General features: G+C 65.1%; 15 protein-coding genes. 3 read left to right on the top strand and 12 right to left on the bottom strand.

All coding sequences use genetic code 11. The features are described 5' to 3' along the window. Window positions 1–81: 81 nt before the first annotated feature. Together IE125_RS02360 and IE125_RS02355 are read left to right on the top strand one after the other, a co-directional pair. Window positions 82–1,437 (top strand): UDP-glucose dehydrogenase family protein, encoded by a 1,356-nt coding sequence (locus IE125_RS02360; protein WP_189442967.1) that lies wholly within the window; start codon window positions 82–84, stop codon window positions 1,435–1,437. 167 nt (window positions 1,438–1,604) lie between these two features. Further along, window positions 1,605–3,011: a mannose-1-phosphate guanylyltransferase/mannose-6-phosphate isomerase gene (locus IE125_RS02355; protein ID WP_189442966.1), complete on the top strand. Its 1,407-nt coding sequence runs from the start codon at window positions 1,605–1,607 to the stop codon at window positions 3,009–3,011. A gap of 37 nt (window positions 3,012–3,048) precedes the next feature. Here the strand turns inward: IE125_RS02355 and IE125_RS02350 are convergent, their stop codons facing one another. The 5 genes from IE125_RS02350 to IE125_RS02330 form a co-directional block, all read right to left on the bottom strand. Continuing rightward, entirely contained in the window at window positions 3,049–4,437 is a 1,389-nt protein-coding gene (locus IE125_RS02350) for a mechanosensitive ion channel family protein (protein ID WP_189442965.1), read from the bottom strand. Between the two features lie 106 nt (window positions 4,438–4,543). Further along, on the bottom strand, window positions 4,544–5,857 hold the full coding sequence (gene guaD / locus IE125_RS02345; RefSeq protein ID WP_189442964.1) for a guanine deaminase: 1,314 nt from the start codon (window positions 5,855–5,857) through the stop codon (window positions 4,544–4,546). 1 nt (window position 5,858) lies between these two features. Beyond that, window positions 5,859–6,818 (bottom strand): xanthine dehydrogenase accessory protein XdhC, encoded by a 960-nt coding sequence (gene xdhC / locus IE125_RS02340; RefSeq protein ID WP_189442963.1) that lies wholly within the window; start codon window positions 6,816–6,818, stop codon window positions 5,859–5,861. After that, a complete protein-coding gene (gene xdhB, locus IE125_RS02335) occupies window positions 6,815–9,349 on the bottom strand; it encodes a xanthine dehydrogenase molybdopterin binding subunit (RefSeq protein ID WP_229808876.1) in 2,535 nt (844 codons plus the stop codon). The genes xdhC and xdhB overlap by 4 nt, the downstream gene beginning before the upstream one ends. Further along, window positions 9,333–10,928, bottom strand: a complete 1,596-nt coding sequence (locus IE125_RS02330; RefSeq protein ID WP_189442962.1) for a xanthine dehydrogenase small subunit — start codon at window positions 10,926–10,928, stop codon at window positions 9,333–9,335. Before IE125_RS02330 ends, xdhB begins: the two co-directional genes overlap by 17 nt. A gap of 367 nt (window positions 10,929–11,295) precedes the next feature. Here IE125_RS02330 and IE125_RS02325 point away from each other — a divergent pair, with 367 nt between their 5' ends. Continuing rightward, window positions 11,296–11,949: a TetR family transcriptional regulator C-terminal domain-containing protein gene (locus tag IE125_RS02325; RefSeq protein ID WP_189442961.1), complete on the top strand. Its 654-nt coding sequence runs from the start codon at window positions 11,296–11,298 to the stop codon at window positions 11,947–11,949. A 428-nt stretch (window positions 11,950–12,377) separates the two neighbouring features. Here IE125_RS02325 and modC read toward each other — a convergent pair whose 3' ends face one another. The 7 genes from modC to IE125_RS19345 all read right to left on the bottom strand — a co-directional run bounded on the left by modC (window position 12,378) and on the right by IE125_RS19345 (window position 18,139). Further along, window positions 12,378–13,490, bottom strand: a complete 1,113-nt coding sequence (gene modC, locus IE125_RS02320) for a molybdenum ABC transporter ATP-binding protein (RefSeq protein ID WP_189442960.1) — start codon at window positions 13,488–13,490, stop codon at window positions 12,378–12,380. Further along, window positions 13,487–14,182 carry a molybdate ABC transporter permease subunit gene (modB, locus tag IE125_RS02315; RefSeq protein ID WP_189442959.1) on the bottom strand — a complete coding sequence of 232 codons (696 nt, stop codon included), beginning with the start codon at window positions 14,180–14,182 and terminating at the stop codon, window positions 13,487–13,489. Before modB ends, modC begins: the two co-directional genes overlap by 4 nt. Before the next feature lie 11 nt (window positions 14,183–14,193). After that, on the bottom strand, window positions 14,194–14,979 hold the full coding sequence (modA, locus tag IE125_RS02310; protein ID WP_189442958.1) for a molybdate ABC transporter substrate-binding protein: 786 nt from the start codon (window positions 14,977–14,979) through the stop codon (window positions 14,194–14,196). A 118-nt stretch (window positions 14,980–15,097) separates the two neighbouring features. Further along, window positions 15,098–15,472, bottom strand: a complete 375-nt coding sequence (locus IE125_RS02305; protein WP_189442957.1) for a winged helix-turn-helix domain-containing protein — start codon at window positions 15,470–15,472, stop codon at window positions 15,098–15,100. Window positions 15,473–15,611: 139 nt separating this feature from the next. Continuing rightward, a complete protein-coding gene (locus IE125_RS02300; protein ID WP_189442956.1) occupies window positions 15,612–17,006 on the bottom strand; it encodes a PepSY-associated TM helix domain-containing protein in 1,395 nt (464 codons plus the stop codon). A 91-nt stretch (window positions 17,007–17,097) separates the two neighbouring features. After that, window positions 17,098–17,544 carry a DUF2946 family protein gene (locus IE125_RS02295; RefSeq protein ID WP_189442955.1) on the bottom strand — a complete coding sequence of 149 codons (447 nt, stop codon included), beginning with the start codon at window positions 17,542–17,544 and terminating at the stop codon, window positions 17,098–17,100. Between the two features lie 58 nt (window positions 17,545–17,602). Further along, on the bottom strand, window positions 17,603–18,139 hold the full coding sequence (locus IE125_RS19345) for a methylated-DNA--[protein]-cysteine S-methyltransferase (protein WP_308430112.1): 537 nt from the start codon (window positions 18,137–18,139) through the stop codon (window positions 17,603–17,605). Between the last annotated feature and the right edge of the window lie 26 nt (window positions 18,140–18,165).

Genomic DNA, 18,165 nt, shown 5'->3' with positions numbered 1-18,165 from the left:
TGGCCGCACAGGCATTTCTTGGTCGTTTCCCTTACCATGACAGCCGGAATTTGAGCTGAAGAGCTGGTTGAGGGAACTCGCATGCGAATTACGGTCTTTGGTACGGGGTACGTCGGGCTGGTCACGGGCACTTGCCTCGCCGATGCCGGGCATGAAGTCATGTGCATGGATATCGACGGGGAGAAGGTTGCGAGACTCAAACGTGGCGAGATCCCGATCTACGAGCCTGGGCTCGAGGCGCTGGTGACCGAGAACGTCGCGCAGGAGCGCCTCCGATTCACTACCGACCCCGCCGAAGCGGTGGCGTTCGGTACGCTGCAGTTCATCGCCGTGGGGACGCCCCCGGACGAGGATGGCAGCGCGGATCTCCAGTACGTGCTCGCGGTCGCGAAAACTATCGGTGAGCACATGGAGGATTATCGTGTCGTCATCGACAAGTCGACGGTTCCCGTGGGGACGGCAGACCGCGTACAGGCGGCCATCGCCGAGTCGCTCTCCAAGCGCGGGGCGGATATCGCGTTCGACGTCTGTTCCAATCCGGAGTTTCTGAAGGAAGGCGCGGCCATCGAAGACTTTACCCACGGCGCGCGGATCGTCGTCGGCACCGATTCCAGACGGGTCGAGTCGCTGATGCGCGAGTGTTACGCGCCTTACAACCGCCGTGCTGAAAAGCTGATGTTCATGGACGTGCGCAGTGCGGAGCTGACCAAGTACGCGGCGAACGCGATGCTCGCGACGAAGATCAGCTTCATGAACGAGATCGCCAATCTCGCCGAGCGCCTGGGTGCCGATATTGAGCAGGTGCGGCGCGGCATCGGTAGCGATCCGCGAATCGGCTACCACTTCATCTACCCCGGCTGTGGTTACGGCGGCTCCTGTTTCCCCAAGGACGTCCAGGCGCTGGCGCGAACTGCCAGCCAGATCGGCTACGAGGCGCAATTGCTCAATGCCGTTGAATCCGTCAATGACCGGCAGAAGACCACGCTGTTCACCAAGCTCAATCAGGCGTTCGATGGCGATCTGAAGGGCAAGACGGTCGCCGTATGGGGGCTCGCTTTCAAGCCCAATACCGACGATATGCGCGAAGCGCCGAGCCGCGCGCTGATGGAGGCGCTGTGGGAAGTCGGTGCCCGGGTACGCGCTTATGATCCCGAGGCGATGGAAGAGTGCGCTCGGCTCTACGGCGAGCGTCAAGACCTCGAGCTCGTCGACGCCCGCGATGACACGCTCGAAGGCGCCGACGCTCTGGTGATCTGCACGGAATGGAAGTCGTTCCGCACGGCTGACTTCAAGCAAATTGCGACGACGCTGAAGACACCGGTGATCGTCGACGGTCGCAACCTGTTCGACCCGGCGATGGTGCGTGAGGCGGGGCTGCTCTATTTTGCCGTCGGGCGAGGGGACTCCCTGCAGGTCGGTCGTCGGCAGACGCACTGAACGAACTTTACAATGAATTGATGAAAGCCCGGCGCATCCGTGCGCCGGGCTTTTGCGTTAATAGACAGAGTGCCAGCTTGAAGGGAGCCGCATCAGAGAGGAGTCGTTGTCAGGGATCGAGGGTTATCGACTAATCTTCCGGATACTCAACGCAAAAGGACGTGCTTATGCTGATTCCCGTGGTGCTGGCCGGTGGCGCCGGCACTCGCCTGTGGCCGATGTCTCGGGCCAGCCTGCCCAAGCAGTTTCTGCCCGTTTGCGGTATTGAAAGCATGCTGCTCGAGACGCTCGAACGGTTTCGTCCGCTAGAGCCATCCGATCCCATCGTGGTCTGTCAGGAAGCACACCGGTTCCTGGTCGCAGAGCAGCTGCGGGAGGGCGGTTGGCAGGCCGATATCCTGCTGGAACCGGCGATGCGCAACACCGCGCCGGCGATTGGCCTGGCGGCGCTGCAGTCGCTGGAGCGAGACGCTGACGCAACGCTACTGGTGCTTCCCGCCGATCACGCTATTCGTGACCCTGCTGCTCTGCTGAATGCACTGACGCCGGCTGTCGAGGCGGCCCGGCGTGGCAAGTTGGTGACGTTTGGCATCACGCCGGATCGCGCCGAAACCGGCTATGGCTATATCGAGGCCGTCGAAGCGCCGGCGAGTGATCGCGCGGTCGGCGTCAGCCGCTTCGTCGAGAAGCCCGACGCCGAGACTGCCGAGTCGTATCTCGCCAGCGGCCGCTACCTCTGGAACAGCGGCATGTTCGTGATGCAGGCTAGCCAATACCTGGAGGCACTGGGTCAGGCACGCCCAGAAATGCTGGCGGCGGTCGAGGCGGCCTGGCAGGGGCGGCAGGCCGATCTGGATTTTCTGCGCGTTGACACGGAAGCCTTCTCGCGCTGCGAGGCCGAGTCGATCGACTATGCGGTGATGGAGGCGACCGAGGATGCCTGCGTGGTGGCGCTCGATGCCGGCTGGTCGGATGTGGGTTCGTGGCAGGCGCTGTGGGAAATCTCGACGCGAGACGAACAGGGCAATGCGAGCCTGGGAGACGTGATTCTCGAAGATGTCGGCGATAGCCTGATTCGCAGCGAGAGTCGGCTGGTCGCGGCGGTCGGCGTGAAGGATCTGGTGATCGTCGAGACGCCGGATGCGGTGATGGTGGCGCACCGCGATGCCGCGCAGTCGGTCAAGCGTGTCGCCGAAGTGCTGAAAGGGCAGTCACGCCCGGAGTGGGACCTGCATCGTCGCGTGCACCGCCCCTGGGGCAGCTACGACGGCGTCCACGCCGCCGAGCGCTATCAGGTCAAGCGCATCTGCGTGGCACCAGGCGGTCGGCTCTCCCTGCAGAAGCACTTTCATCGTGCCGAGCACTGGATCGTGGTTCGCGGCACGGCCAAGGTCACTCGGGGTGAAGAGAGCTTTCTGCTGGGCGAGAACCAGTCGACCTACATTCCGCTCGGCGTCGTTCACCGGCTCGAGAACCCTGGCAAGATCGAGCTCGAGCTGATCGAAGTGCAGAGCGGCAGCTATCTGGGCGAAGACGACATCGAACGGCTCGACGACGTCTACGCCCGCAGCTGATCTGACGCCCAAGGCTGATTCAACACTCGGCGCTTGCCTAACCGGCGGCGCTCGCATCCTTCAGCGGGTTGCCGTTGCCGGGAGGATGGGTCTCCGAAAGCGGCGGCTCTGGCGTGTTGCTGCCGTCACGTTGAGGCATGTCGAGACGCACCGTAGGCAGATACTGCGGGTAATGTTCGCAGATGAAGTCGATCAGTCCCTCGCGAATTTCGCAGCGCAGGTCGAACGTGTTGGGGCCGCCGCTGCTGCTGATCAATACGCGCATCTGCTTGTTGCGTTCGGTCATCTCCAGCATCTGGATCTTGCACACCCGGCCGGTCCAGAACGGTGAGTTGTCGGCGATGCGCTGACACTCTTCGCGGAGCGGCTCCATCGGCAGGTGATAGTCGGCGTAGAGGATGACGACGCCGATCAGGTCCTTGTCACGGCGGGTCCAGTTCTCGAACGGATGATCGACGAAGTAGGTGATCGGCAGGACCACTCTGCGCCAGTCCCAGGTCCGCACGACGGCGTAGGTCAGCGTCAGCTCTTCGACCCAGCCCCATTCTCCCTCGACGATCACCGAGTCGTTGAGCTGGATCGGCTGCGTCAGCGCGATCTGGATACCCGCGATCAGGTTGCCGAGCACCTTCTGTGCGGCAAAACCCAGCACGACACCCAGAATACCGGCCGAAGCCAGGATACTGGCACCGAGTTGGCGCACCTTGTCGAATACCATCAGCATCGAAGCGACGGCGAGAATGATGATGATGAAGTTGATCAGCTTGCGCAGCACCGTGATCTGGGTGTGCACCTTGCGCGCCACGGCATCCTCGTCATCGAACTTGTAGCGCTCGCTCAGTGCCCGTTCGCTGATGTTGACGCCATGCACCAGCACGCCGGCGATGCTGCCGATCAGAATCAGGCTGGTGAGGTTGTGCAGGGCCGCATCGAGACTGGCGGAGGTGATGAAGACGGGAAAGATCGAGAACAGCACGAAGATCGGAATGAGCGCGGCGAGACAGCGTGCCATGAAAGGCACCAGGAAGCGCTCCAGCATCGATGTCCGCTTGTCGCCCCAGCGATCCATCAGCTGCACCAGGCGGCGACAGACGCGTATCAGCAGCCACACCCCCATCAAGGCCGCGAAGAAGTGGGCCACCGTCATGATCAGCGAGTGGCCCTGAATGGAGGAGGGGATCAGGTAGTAGGCGGCGCCGAACAAACCGTATCCCCAGAGCGCACCGACCAGCGGCGGATGCACGGCCTTTGCCGTGGTGCTGAGGACATGAAACCGGCTCTCGTTGAGTCGGCGCAGGCGGAAGTGCAGATATTTGAGACCCGCGTGAGCGAGCACGGTCGCGCCGATCAGCGCGGCCGCAGCGACCCAGAACGGGAAGGCTTCAAGCGAATCGGTAATCCAGGCGTTGATGGTAGAGACATCCATTGGCGGTCACATTGTTGCTGTTGTCTCTGCTCATCCTAGGCGCTTTGGCTGCAACTTTCGTCGTGTCTTGCGCGCGAACTCGCCTCCCTGCGCGTAGAAATTTGTATCACGGCCGTTGGTGAACCCGGCGACCATCGGCCCAGGTCGCGGCCACGGTGCGGTCGTCGCCGAGCATCATCATCGCGAAGAGGCGTTCGGCCAACGAGCCTGTCTGCGAAAGCCGGCGTGACAGAAGCGGGGTTGCCTCCGGGTCGAGCACGACGATATCCGCTTCCTGGCCGGGTTCGAGACTACCGATGCGGTCCGCGAGATGCAGCGCACGGGCATTGCCGAGCGTCAGTCGATAGAAGCCCTGCCAGCCTGTCAGCGGCTGGCCGAGCAGGGCGCCGACCTGGTAGGCCCCCTGCAGCGTGCCGAAGCCGGAGAGCGAGGTACCCCCGCCGACGTCGCTGGCCAGCGATGTCGCGAGCCCGGCGTCACGACAGGCGAGTCGATCCATCAGACCGCTGCCGAGGAACAGATTCGAGGTTGGGCAGAAGGCGATATTGGCGCCCTCGGCGGCCAGGCGGCGGCGCTGTTCGTCGTCGAGGTGGATGCCGTGGGCAAAGGTCGAACGCGGGCCGACCAGGCCATGATCTTCGTAGACGCCAAGATAGTCGCGGCTCTCCGGAAACAGCTCCGAGACCCAGGCGATTTCGCCGCGATTTTCGGACAGGTGCGTCTGCAGGTAGAGATCCGGCGCATTGCGCAGCACGCCACCGACGGCGTCGAGCTGCTCGGCGCTCGAGGTGGGGGCGAAACGCGGGGTCAGGGTGTAGCTCAGCCGGTCGCGGCCGTGCCAATCGGCGATCAGCCGCTCGCTGTCACGGATGCCGCCAAGGGTATCGTCAACGAGGGCAGCCGGCGCGTGGCGATCCATCAGCACCTTGCCGGCGATCATCCGCAGCCGCCGGCGCTGGGCGGCGGCGAAGAAGCTGTCCACGGAAACCGGGTGGGAGGAGCAGAAGACCTGGGCCGTCGTCGTGCCGGCGCGCAGCATCTCGTCGAGGAACCGCTCTGCCGAGGCTTCAGCGTGCGCCTGCTCGGCGAAACGGCACTCCGCCGGGAAGGTGTAGTCGTTGAGCCAGTCGAGCAGTTCGCGGCCGTAGGCGGCCATGATATCGAGCTGCACGTAGTGGACGTGGCTATCGATGAACCCCGGCATCATCAGCTTGCCGCGGTAGTCGACGTGCTCGGTTTCGGCGGGAACCCGGCCAATCAGCGCAGCGTGATCGTCGACCGCCTGGATATGGCCATCGACGATCCAGATCGCGCCGTCGTCCCAATAGCGGGTCGTGCCGGGCAGCGGGGTGTTCTCCTCGCCCGGGTCGTCGACGCAGGTGAAGATCGCGCCGCGCAGCAGTCGATGGGTAGCGGTCATGTCAGCGGTCCTGATCTGATGAACCGCCAGCGGTCGCGCCCGCTACCGGCTCGGATGAAGAAAAGGCGTCGCGAAGGGCATCTGGCGAGACACCCCGGCGGTCCTGGCGTGGCGCCGCAGGGACGAGTGTCAGAAGCTCGGCGGCGACGCAGATCGCGATCTCGTGGGGTCGTTTACCGGACGCTGGCGAGTCGGCGTCCGGTAAACGACCCGATGGACGGCCGATCGGGCAGCGCACGCGAGCCAACTGGTCGGCGCCGACACCCTCGGCGAGTAGACGGCGTTGAAAGCTCGCCCATTTGCTGGTCGAGCCGATCATGCCCAGCGAGGCGAGATCGTCGCGCCGTGCCAGCGCCGCGATGAGGTCCCGGTCCTGGGCGTGATCGTGGGTCATGATCAGCACGTGCGTCTGCGCCGGGATAGCGGCCGTCACGGTCGCAAGCGAACCTGGCTGATGCGTCCAGCGGATCGCAGTGACCCGATCCAAGGCCGGCATGGCGGCCATTGCCTCCTTCCGCGTGTCGTACCAGTCGATGCGCCAGGGCAGCGGGGCCAGAATCTGTACCAACGCCTGGCCGACGTGGCCGGCACCGAACAGCGCCAGACGCTGTTCGGTGCCGGGAAAGATCTCGATCAGCACATGCACGAATCCGCCGCAGCACTGGCCAGAACGACCGCCGAGCGGGAAAGCTTCCAGGCAAGTTTCGGCGACGACGGGCATGGCCGTGAGCCGTGCGCGGGCCAGTTCGACGATCTGTTGCTCGAAGTGGCCTCCGCCCAGCGTGTCGATCACGTCATCTCGCGTGACCACGAGCTTGGCGCCCGGTTCTCGCGGGGTCGAACCGGCCGCGCTGACGAGGCTCGCGAGCGCATGCGGCTCGCCTGCGCGCTGCAGTCGGTCGAGGGCGGCGTGCCAACGTTCCGGGCGCTTCCAGCACTCAAGCGCATCGTTGGCGCTCATGGGTGTACGTCTCGCTGTTGGGCGCTCGCGTTCTCATCGCCGGCGTGCTTGAGCGCTTCGGCGGCCATCAGCACTCGTTCGGGCGTGGCTGGCGTATCGAGGTCCGGGCTGATGCGATAGTCGACGAGACTCGCGAGCGCGTCTCGCAGCGCCGACCAGACCGACATGCTGAGCATGAACGGTGGCTCGCCGACCGCCTTGGAGCGATAGATGCTCGCCTGCGAGTTGGGGTGGCCTTCGAGCAGTTCGACGTTGAACACGGGTGGCAGGTCGCCGAAGGTGGGGATCTTGTAGGTCGCCGGGCCATCGGTCATCAAGCGACCATCGTCGTTCCACTTCAGCTCTTCGCTGGTCAGCCAGCCCATGCCCTGAATGAAGCCGCCCTCGACCTGCCCCAGATCGATCGCCGGATTGAGCGAGTCGCCGACATCGTGAAGGATGTCGACGCGCTCGACGCGATATTCCCCGCTCAGCGTATCGACGCGTACTTCGCTGACCGAGGCGCCGAAGGCAAAGTAGTAGAACGGGCGGCCCTGTCCGGTGTCGCGATCGTAGTGGATCAGCGGCGTCGAGTAGAAACCGGTCGCCGATAGCGAAACGCGACCGAGGTAGGCAGCCTGGATGAGTTCGCCCCAGGGCATGCGACGGGTGACGTTGCCGACGCCGGTCACGAGCTCGCCGCCTTCCAGACGCATGCCCCCGCGATCGAGTTGGTAGTGTTCGGCGGCGAAGTCGTAAAGCCGCTCGCGAATCTGGCTGGCGGCGTCGCGCGCCGCCATACCGTTGAGGTCGGCGCCGCTGGAGGCGGCGGTCGGCGAGGTGTTCGGCACCTTGTCGGTACGCGTCGCGCTGATGCGCACGGTAACCAGATCGAGGCCCAGCTCTCGCGCCACCACCTGGCACACCTTGGTGTGCAGCCCCTGGCCCATCTCGGTGCCGCCGTGATTGATCATCACGCTGCCGTCCGTGTAGACGTGGAGCAAGGCACCGGCCTGGTTGAGGTGCTGGGCGGTGAAGGAGATGCCGAACTTGACCGGCGTCAGCGCCAGCCCCCGTTTGATCACGGGGCTTCGACGGTTGAAGGCGGTGATTTCCTCCCGCCGCGCCCAGTAGTCGCTCGAGCGTTCCAGGCGCTCGAGGATCTCCCGCATCAGCGGATGCTGATCGACCTCCTGGCCGTAGTGGGTGACGTTGCGAGGCTTGCCATCTTGCACCGATCGATAGAGATTGCGCTTGCGCACGCTCAGCGGGTCGAGGCCCAGGTGGCGGGCGATATCGTCCATGGCCCGCTCGATGATCATCATCCCCTGTGGGCCGCCGAAGCCACGAAATGCGGTGTTGGAAGCGGTATGCGTGCGCGCGCGGTGGCCGACGACGCGAGCGTCGCCCAGCGAATAGGCGTTGTCGGCATGGAACATGGCGCGATCCACGACCGCCTCGGAGAGATCCGGCGAATGGCCGCAGTCGCCGATCACGGTAATGTCGGCGCCGAGCAGGATGCCCTCATCGTCGAAACCGAGTCGGTAGCGGTTGGAGAACGGATGGCGCTTGCCGGTGGCGCGCGTGTCGTCGGCGCGGGGCAGGCGCAGTTTCACCTCCCGGCCCGTACGTCGGGAGATCAGCGCGGCCATGCATGCCCAAGGGGCGGCTTGGGTCTCCTTGCCGCCGAAGCCGCCGCCCATGCGCCGATTTTCGACCGTCACCGCGTGAAACGGGATCGACAGCACCTCGGCAACGAGCTTCTGGGTCTCGCTGGGATGCTGGTTGGAGGTATAGACGGTGACGCCTTCGTCCTCGCTCGGCACGACCAGGCACGCCTGGCCCTCGAGGTAGAAATGTTCCTGACCACCGACGAATTGCGTGGCCTCCAGCGTGTGCGGCGCGTTGGCCAGCGCCGCCGACCAGTCGCCGCGACTCTGGGTGTGGGTCGGGCGTACGAATTCACTTGCTTCGGCCGCCGCCACCGGGTCCAGGCGCGGCGGTAGCGGATCGATCTCTATCACGGCCGCCTGGGCCGCGCGACGGGCGACCTGATAGCTGGTCGCCGCCACCGCGAACAGCGGCTGGCCGACATAGCTGACTGTCGCTTCGGCGAACATCGGGTCACCGGGAAAGACCGGGCCGATATCCCGGTGGCCGGGAATGTCCGCGGCGGTAATGACGTCGACCACGCCCGGAAAGCGGCGCACGGCCTCGAGGTCCAGGCGCTCGAGGCGGCCGTGGGCGACCGGGCTGAGTCCGACGATGGCATGCAGTGCATCGTCAGGGGCCGGCAGGTCATCGATATACTCGGCGCGACCGGTGACGTGCTTGATCGCACTCTCGTGCTGGCGGGTATGTCGATTCGGCGCTTTCGCTTTCGGGGCGCCGGGCCGCACGGGGTCTCTGGCGATCGGTTCGTCACCTTCGAGCCTCCCGACTTCGCCGGTTTGTCCCAGCTCGCGTTCCACTTCCCGGGCCAGGTCGGGCGCAGCGTTTCGATCCGTGGCCGACGCCCGTGAGCCGAAGACGCGTTTAGTGAGCGTACGCATGGAGCATCACCTCCTCGGTCGTATCCGATGGATCGCCTTCGCTGCCTTCGCCGCCTTCGACGACCAGTCGCCAGCGTTCGAGCAGGTTGCACGCTGCTGTCAGGCGGTACGCCGCCGAGCCCCGGGCGTCGTTCATCGGCGTCAGGGCGTTGCGGAGCGCGTCCTTGGCGGCTTCGAACGTGTCGATGTCCGGCGCGCTGCCTTCGAGGATCCGTTCGACCGTCGGCACGCGCAGCGGTACCGCGGCCATGCCGCCGAAGGCGACACGGATATTCACCAGCCGGATTTCCCCGCTGGGAACGTTTTCAAGCTGCCAGCGAAAAACGCCGAGCAGCGTCGAGATGTCATCTTCGCGGCGCTTGGAGAGCTTCCAGGCCCGCAGTTCGACGCGCGGCGAGGTTGGCGTGGCTTCTCCGGGCGCGTCTTCCGGGCGAGGTGAAAGGCTTCCGAGCGTGTCTGGGCGAGTTGAAAGGCTCCCGAGCATCTCTGGGCGAGGTAAAAAAACGTCGGCGATGCATTCGCCCGGCTGCAGCGCCGTGCGCTTGTACTCGAGAAAGAACGCGTCAAGCGGCAGTTCACGGATGCCCGACTCGCTTGCCAGGCGCAGTTTCGCATCGAGCGCCAGCAGCGCGGGTGGCATGTCGCCAATGGGCGAGGCGTTGGCAATGTTGCCGCCGAGCGTGCCGCGATGGCGAATCTGCGCGGAGCCCAGGCGCGTCAGCAGGTGCGCCAGCGCCGGATAGTGGCGTGCGAACAAGGGCTCCAGTTCGCGGTAGGTGAGCGCCGCGCCGATCCACCAGCCGTCGGGCGTCTCTTCGATTGTGCGAAGCTCCTTCACCTGGCGCAGATCGATCAGTGCATTCAGCGGCGCGAGGCGCTGGGTCGTCTCCAGCCAGAGATCGGTCGCGCCTGCGACCAGCCGCGCCTCGGGGTGGGCCGACATGGCACGGGTTAGCGCGGCGAGATCGGTCGGTACCGCCAGAAACGTGTCCGGTTCCAGATCGTCGGTCGCGGGGATTCGGCCGAGCCCGTGGACGGCTGTGTCGAGCGCCGGGTCTTCCGACCACGCAGGACGGTGATCGGGCTGCCGGCTCATGTCGAGCGCGGCATCGCGAATGGGTCGATAGCCGGTACAGCGGCAAAGATTGCCACCGAGGGCGGACTCCAGGCGCTCGGCGTCGAGTGGCGGTCCGGGGTGAGCACGTCGATCTTCGTGCAGCGTAAACAGCGACATGACGAAGCCCGGCGTGCAGAAGCCGCACTGGCTGCCGTGGCAGGCGACCATCGATGCCTGCGCCGGATGCAAGTCATTGCCGTGAGCCAACCCTTCGACGGTAACCAGATGGCATCCCTGCAGCTGGTGGGCCGGCGTGATGCAGGCATTGGCGGTGCGGTATTCGAGGGGTTGATCGCCGGTCTCGGCTTCCGCGATCGCCACCGTGCAGGCGCCGCAGTCACCGGAAGCGCAGCCTTCCTTGGTGCCGCGCTGGCCCAGCGGCCCGCGCAGCAGTTCGAGCACGCTGGTGTCGGGCGCGACCGTCACGCGCTGGCGTTCGCCGTTGAGAAAGAATTCGATCATGGGGAACCTGCCGTCGGCCTTGTCGTTATCGTTGTGTCGCTATCGTCGTGTCGTTGTCGAAATCGTCTGCGGATCATGACTGACAAGCTGAAGCCCACCCCGCGACATTCGACCGAACCTGACCAATCGGTCAAGAATCTGTCTAGCTTCTCGGATTTCGCTGTGTCTGACAAGCCCTCTCGCACTGGATGTCGGCCCCCTCGCGCTGAATCGCGCTCTCGATCGGCCGTGCGTGAGGAGACTCGCTCGGCTCGAATGACCGTTTGGACGGTGACGGGAAGACAGACAGGGCGTTTTCAGCATAGCATCGGAGGCGCGCGCTTCATGTGGCGCGGCCAAGGGAGACGGTGTGAACGATAGGCAGGCGATGAACAAAGACGAGACGTCGAACGTCAGCAGCGAAGCGACCATCCGCGAGCGTAATCAGGCGCGGATACTCGAGGCCGCGGAGAGCGTCTTCGCGCGGCATGGCTATCGCGGCGCGAGTATCCAGGCGATCGCGGCAGCCGCCGGGTTGCCCAAATCCAACGTCCTTTACTATGTGGGCAGCAAGCGCAAGCTCTATCTGACGCTGCTGGAGCGGACCATGCAGCGCTGGAACGCGATGCTCAGCGATATCGATGCGGACGACGACCCGGCTCAGGTACTGGAAGCGTTCATTCGCAGCAAGATGGCGCTAAGCCAGACCCACCCGCAGAGCTCGCGTCTGTTTGCCAACGAGATCCTGCATGGCGCGCCTTTCCTGAAAGAGTCGCTGTTCGACGAGATGCAGACGTGGGTCGATTCTCGCGCGCAGGTCTTTCGCCAATGGGCGGATCGTGGATTGATGGACCCGGTCGATCCTGTCTGGCTCATTTTTCTGATCTGGTCCGCCACGCAGCATTACGCCGACTTCGAAACGCAGATTCTGGCCATCACCGGACGAGAGGCACTCGGTGACGAGGACTACCGTCGCGCAAGCGATTTTCTGTGCGAGGTCATTCTGAAAGGGTGTGGCATTCGTACTCGCGAGACGACTTGAATACTGAATCGCGTGTCGCTCGAGACAAGAGGTAGAGGACGTTTGAGATTGAGGGCGGAGGACGTTCGAGCTAAGTACGTTCGAGATGAGGGGCAGAGGACGTTCGAAGTGAGGGGCGTCGCGGGATCGGTCCCTCGGCGCTGAATTCGGAAGCGAGTCCATTCGCACTCAACTTCCTGTCGAGTCTCGACCTTGAGGCCGGCAACGTCCTGTTGCGCTGCTGTCGTTCCCTGGATTCATCCGTGATCGCACTCCGTGCGAATCTGGATCTTCCCTGAGGCATCCATGCGGCAGTGGCTCCTTGCCTTGAGTATTGTAACCGACAATGAATCGCTGACGCTAATCGAAAAGTTGAAAAAACCCCTTTCTTTACAAATGCTTACGCTGAGATTCGACTAACGCCGATGTTGCTCTCAAGCTGCTGTTTATCAACGAGATTGTGCGTCGAAGGCAACGCTTCTGATCAGCGCAATGACGCTTTGCCCCTCGCGCAGTTGCATTTCGTCACAGGCTTCCCGCGTCAGGCGCGCACGCAGTCGTTGATCCCCCAGTCGCAAGAGGACCTCAACGGTGCTCGGCGACTGTGGAGAGGGTTCGATCGCGTCGATCGACGCCCGTAGCCCATTGCGATAGCTGGTGCCCGACGGCATCTCGCGAGCCAGCGCGACATCGCGAACGCCGATGCGCAGCCGCACCTGAGCGCCCAGCGGTCGGTCGATGCGCGGCACCTTCAAACGTTGGCCATCGTTCAGGACCACGTGACTCAGGGCGTAATGGTCATCGTGTTTATCGAGGCGGGCCAGGAGCCGCGTTGCCGCATCGAAGCCACCGAGCCGGTCGGTCAGATCCAGCCGCATCATCAGGTCGTCGAGTGGGCCGTGGGCAATCAGTCTGCCTTTTTCCACCAGTGCCAGATGATCGGCAATGGCCGCGATCTCCGCGGTGTCGTGGCTGACGTAGACGATGGGAATATCGATGTCGCGAGTCATTCTGACCAGGTAGTTCAGCAGCTCCTGCTTGCGATCCCCATCCAGGCCGGTCAGCGGTTCATCCATCAGCAGCAGCTCAGGTTCCGTGAGCAGGGCGCGACCGATCGCCACGCGTCTCGCTTCGCCACCCGAGAGCGTGCCGGGCAGGCGATCGAGCAGCGACTCGATACCCAGCAGCGAGACGAGGTCATCGAAGCGGCGCCGCGCCGAGGGGGCCATGCCGTAGGTCAGGTTGCCGCGCACGCGGTAGTGCGGAAAGAGTCGGGCTTCCTGGAACACGACCCCCAGGCGACGGCGGTGAATCGGCACATGCAGTCGTTTCGCGCGGTCTGTCAGCGTGCGGCTGCCAAGCCGCACATGGCCCTCGTCGGGACGGTCGAGCCCCGCGATCAGGCGGAGCAGGCTGGTCTTGCCACTACCGGATTGACCGAACAGCGCGGTCACGCCGCTGCTCGGCACGCTCAATGAGATATCGAGCGAGAAGTCGCCGAGCTGCTTACGCAGGCGGCAGTCGAGCGCGGCGCTGGCGATGGATTCTGCAGACTCTCTCATCGATCCCGCTCCTGGAGACGCTGGCGGGCACGGCGCGCCAACCACTCGGAAGCGAGCAGCGAGAGCATGGCAATGACGATGGACAGCACGCAGAGCCGGGCGGCGGCCGACTCCTTGCCGGGAGTCTGGATCAACGTATAGAGCGCCAGCGGCAAGGTGCGTGTCTGCCCCGGGATATTGGAAGCGAAGGTGATGGTGGCGCCGAACTCCGAAAGCGCGCGGGCGAAAGCGAGCACCGCGCCAGTGAGCAGTCCCGGCACCGCGAGCGGGAGCGTGATCGTGAACAGCACCCGCCAGCGGTTGGCGCCGAGCGTACCGGCGGCGGCTTCCAGCTTGGGGTCGACGGCCTCCAGTGAAAGCCGCACGGCGCGAACCAGCAGCGGAAACGCCATGACGCCGCCGGCGACGGCGGCGCCTTGCCAGGTGAAGGGCAGCGACACACCGAGCCACTGGTAGAGCCAATGCCCCAGCCAGCCATGGCGCCCGAGCGACAGCAGCAGCAGATAGCCGACGACCACCGGCGGCAGTACCAGCGGCAAGTGAAGCAGGCCATCGAGCAGCGACTTGCCGCGGAATTCATGGCGGGCGAGCAGCCAGGCCACGGCGATGCCGGGGATCAGAATCCATCCTACCGCGCTGCCGGCGATCTTCAGGCTGAGCGCGATCGCCTGCCATTCGGCATCCGAGAGCATCTCCGGCGGGCTCAGTCCGCGTCGACCGGCGTGAAGCCGAATTTGGAGAAGATCGAGAGCGCGTCGTCTCCATCAAGCCACCGGCGGAAGGCCTCGGTGGAATCGCTGGGATCGGGATTCAGGACCGCGAGCGGATAAACGATCGGCTTGTGGCTGTCGTCGGGGAAGACGCCGACCTCGTGCACCTTCTGGCTCGCCATCGCGTCGGTCTCGTAAACGATACCGAGCGGGGCTTCGCCGCGTTCGACCAGCGCCATCGCCGCGCGCACGTTGTCGCCGTTGGCCAGCCGCGGCTGCAGGGCGTCCCATTCACCGATCGACTCGAGCGCCTGCTTCGCGTAGATACCTGCCGGCACATGGCTCGTCTCGCCGACGGAAAGGCGGCCATCGTCACCTAGCTGGGAGACGATCTTGGTGTCGCCACCCGGCGTGAAATCCGGGATCTGGCTCTCTTTGGGGGCAATCAGCACCAGGCGATTCTTGAGAAGGTCGGCGCGCTCGCTGACCGGCGCATCCTGATCCTCCAGCCAATCCATCCATTTTTCGTTGGCCGAGATGTAGACATCTGCCGGGGCACCGTTGGCGATCTGCCGAGCCAGTGTCGACGAGGAAGCGTAGACCGGCACGATATCGACATCGTGGCTCTTTTCGTAGGAGGCGATGGCGGCGTTCATCGCATCGGTCATCGAGGCGGCCGCGTAGACTTGGACCTGGTCGGCGGCCTGGGCGGCGAGAGGTGTCAGGATGACCGCCAGAACCAGCGACCCGAGGGAAACCTTGCGTACGGATTGACTCACGTTGTTCTCGCTATGTCTGGATGGAAATAACGGGAAGTCACTATAGACGCTCGGCGGGCGTCGGTCGACCCGCGCGCGGCGATTCGGCGGGGAGATGGCCAGGCGCGTCGGGGTGTTGTCAGCTGCCGTCGGTGGAGGGCGTAGGCGAGAGCGCGCGCTTCAGCGCTTCGGCATCGGGATGATCGGCGAGGCTCGCGGCGAGCCGGCGATAGTGGACGATCAGCTCGCGGCCCAGCGGGGTCAGTGTGGCGCCGCCTCGACTCGATCCGCCGGTGGCGGTGTTCACCACCGGCGTCAGGCAGTGCCGGTTCATGGTATCGATCAGCTGCCAGGCCTTCTTGTAGCTGAGGCCCATGTCGCGACAGGCCGCCGCGATGGAGCCGTGGCGGTCGATCGCCTCGAGGAGGTCGATCTTGCCCGGCCCGAGAACGATCTCCTTGTCGGCAACCAGGCGTAGCTGAAATCGAGGATGGGCGTGGTCGGTTCGCGTCATGGCGGCTTCGTCGCTCAGCGTCGGTGGTTGCCGGTTGTAGCACAACCACCGCCAGGATTCAGCCGCCGTGCTGCTTCGCGGTCTCGGCACGGCGGCTCATCCGACCGACCGCTCCAAGGCCGCATGATTTTCGTGGCGCTCAGGCCGTCTGCGCGGTCCGAGCGTTGCCACCGGCTCGCCAGCGCAACCAGTCGACCGCCACGAACACAACGAGGCTAGCGCCCATGACCGGCAAGGCAACGCCCAGCGCGACAGCGACGATCAGCAGTGTCAGGCGTGTACGCCCGCTCAGGCTGCGGTAGATCGAGGTCAGGGTCTGCGGCTGGAAAGCCGAGCGCGCGGGGGCGGCCGGACGGCGGCGCCACCACATGAGATAACCCCAGCAGATCAGCGTTGCCAGCGATCCGGCGAAGGCGATCAACACCACCTGGTTTGCCACGCCAAACAGTACGCCCATGTGCAGATCGATGCCCCAGCGCGTTAGCTTGGCTGCAAGCGGGAAGGTAGCGAAGTCAGCTCGGTCGGTCACCGCGAAACTGACAGGATCGAGGGCGACCTGATCGACCTGGGTAGGCCACTCGCGGCCGATCTCGCGAATCTTCCAGGCTTGATGCGCCGTCGTCGGCGGTACCATCTCGATTTTCGCCGCGTCGATGCCTGCCGCCCGCGCGGCGTCGTAGGCGCGATCGAAAGCCGCCGGCGCGAGGTGGAATGTCTGGTCGGCGGCGGCCGGTTCCGCTGCGTGATGGGCTGCGTGGGCATCTTGGCTCGGGACGGCGGGCGTGGCCCCAAGCGCCGTCGAGACGCTCGGCGTGCCCCAGCCCCAGGCGTGCCTGAGTTCAGCGATGTTGCCGCCGGCGTACTGGGACCAGGTCAGTCCGGTCGCGGAGAAGAACAGCAGGCCGGCGAGCGCGGCCATGCCGAGGGTCGCATGTCGGCGCCTCAGTGGCTGGTTGGACGCGCTGGCGCGGGTCGCTCGACGGCGCTGCCACCACAGAAGCGCGCCGCCGAGGGCGATGAGCCACAGCCAGGAGGCGGCGAGCTCACTGTAGAGCCGTCCGACATCTCCCAGCAGCAGACCCCGGTGAAACTGGTCGATCGCGGTGCGCAGTGGCAGCGCGCCGCTGGTGCCATAGACCGTCATGTCACCGTGGATGGCGAGGGTCACCGGGTCGATAAACAGCGCGCGATGTTCGGAGGGCCCGTTGCCGGGAGCGGAGAACATGACGCGCGTGGTCGCGCCGGGACCGCTCGCCGGGCGCACGGCGGCTGGGTTGGCGGTGATACCGGCGGCATCCTGCGCCGCCTCGATCTGACGGGCCAGGGTGGCGGGGGTGCCGCGGCTATCGCTGGTCAGGGCGTCGTGGTAGAGCCAGCTCTCGAGCTGTGGGGTCAATGCGTAGGCGATGCCCGACAGGGCGGCGATGAGTAGAAACGGCCCGACGAACAGGCCCACGGTAAAGTGCAGGCGTTTGAGCAGAGCGACCAGCAGCTGTCGGTCCCGACGCTGGCGGCTCGCGGTGGAGGTTTGCATGATCGGCTCCAGAGGGATTCCGTGACGGCGCGCGGGGGCTGCGAACCCACGCGCGAAGGCGACAGGCGATGCGTCATCGCTGTCGGCGAAGTCAAACCATCAGGGAGCCGAACGGCGGTGCACGTGGCGCGTAGGGAGAATGGACAAGCGCCGGTGCCGGCAGGGCGACGGGATGCCGGGGCAGCAGCTCCGGCGGCGGCGGCAGGGTCGGCGGCACGGCGGGTGGCGCCGCCACGCCCGGTACGTGGAGAAACAGATCACAGTAGCCGCAGGCGGCCATGTGCCAGTGGTCGGCAGCACTGAACCGCTCGCGCGTGTCGCTTGCGGCGTCTCCGTGCGTGCCGTGATGGTGCGCGCTCATGGCGCTCGGGCCCGACGGCATCGTCATGTGGTGAGACGCCAGCGGCAGGCCACCGTGGGCCGGCATTTCCATCAGTCGCTGGGTCTGACTGATCAGCGGGCCGACGAACGCCATCAGCATGGCGAACAGCGCCCATGCCGTCAGCATTCGAGACCAGCGGTGCCAGAATGGCGTCATCGTTCGACCCGCAGCGCCAGGAGGGAGTCGGGACTTTACCGAAGTGGGAGTGCGAGTGCTATCCGCGAAGCGCGAATTCCGGCGTCATCGAGTGCCGGGACTCGTGTTCGAGAAGCCACGCCTTGCGTGCCATGCCGCCGGCATAGCCGGTCAGCGTGCCATTGCTGCCGATGACGCGGTGGCAGGGAACAATGAGTGCCAGCGGATTGCGCCCGTTGGCGGCGCCGACGGCGCGCACGGCGTTAGGCGCGCCGATCGCGGTGGCGATATCGCGATAGCTGCGGGTCTCGCCATAGGGAATGTCGGCGAGCGCCTGCCAGACGCGCTGTTGAAAGGGCGTGCCGTCTGGCGTCAGCGTCAGGTCGAACGTCTCTCGCTGCCCCGCGAAGTAGTCGTCGAGTTGATCCGCGCAGCGCCGGGTGTATGGGCCGGGCTCGGCGCCGGCTGCCACGCCGGGCGGCGTGTCGTCGCTCATGAAGCCGAGCCAGATCAAGCCTTTCTCGCTGGCGCCGATGACCATCGGGCCGAGTGCGACGTCAGAGGGTGGAACGTATGTCTGAACCTGCGTGGCCATCGTCAATGGATGTGGCCTCATGCGCTCGGGTCGGTTGGCTGTATCAA

Source organism: Salinicola rhizosphaerae (genome assembly GCF_014652715.1).
Lineage (GTDB): Bacteria > Pseudomonadota > Gammaproteobacteria > Pseudomonadales > Halomonadaceae > Salinicola > Salinicola rhizosphaerae.
The sequence above is the reverse complement of the archived record's forward strand: the minus strand, read 5'-3'. Positions and strand labels throughout refer to the sequence as shown.